This is a genomic window from Metabacillus rhizolycopersici, from assembly GCF_020075705.1.
In genome coordinates this window covers 1-708 of sequence record NZ_JAIQUM010000243.1, presented here as the reverse complement: position 1 = coordinate 708, position 708 = coordinate 1, and the positions used below count along the sequence as shown (strand labels likewise).

At 37.4% G+C, this 708-nt stretch carries 1 protein-coding gene and 1 pseudogene; both read right to left on the bottom strand.

Annotated features, from left to right (window positions below):
- Window positions 1-238 (bottom strand): SDR family NAD(P)-dependent oxidoreductase (locus K9V48_RS28310; protein WP_224142343.1); only part of this gene is annotated, 238 nt, incomplete at its 3' end.
- 192 nt (window positions 239-430) lie between these two features.
- Window positions 431-708: pseudogene (locus K9V48_RS28305) on the bottom strand (nickel pincer cofactor-dependent isomerase, group 22); the annotation flags it as partial.

Genomic DNA, 708 nt, shown 5'->3' with positions numbered 1-708 from the left:
TCTCATCTGCAACCTTTTCTACATCAGAACGTGTGCTCACATCTGCTTGGAATGCTTTTGCAGTACCGCCCTCTGCTTCAATTTCTTGAACAACTTTTTCAGCCTTTTCAAGGTTACGCCCAACAATCGCAATTTTAGCTCCGTGTGCTGCTAAACCTTTACACATTGCTGCTCCTAACGTACTATTCCCACCGAATGCTACTGCTGTTTTTCCTGTTAAATCAAATAAGTTACCCATTTTGTTTCCTCCTCTGATTTATGTACATTTTGATGTTTATAAGCAAAATCGCCTTTTTAACTAAGTCTTTGTTAAAAAAGTTTCGTTTTGACTGAAAAGATCAAGTAAATCTACGCTCAAATAGCATATTAGTTCTACCACAATCCAGTTTTACTAATTGATGATACTTGAGCGTTATTTACTTTCTACTCTTTAAGTTAAATTCCCGTTTTCATCAAACTTTGGTTCAGCTAATTCTGAAATCTGTTCAAGATTTTCATGTTGCTTGACATGCTCCAGTAATGCTTCTGATACTTCAATTTCGCCGATTTCCAATGTGTTCTTGATGCGAACCAATTTGACGGTTGTAAAATCTAAAATATTACATGTTTTTACCGCGGCTTTCATTGCTTCTCGATCATTCGGTAACGTGGTTGCGATTTTCGTTGGTGCCACAACGGTTGATGTTAAGCCGTTTGCGTACGTTACTT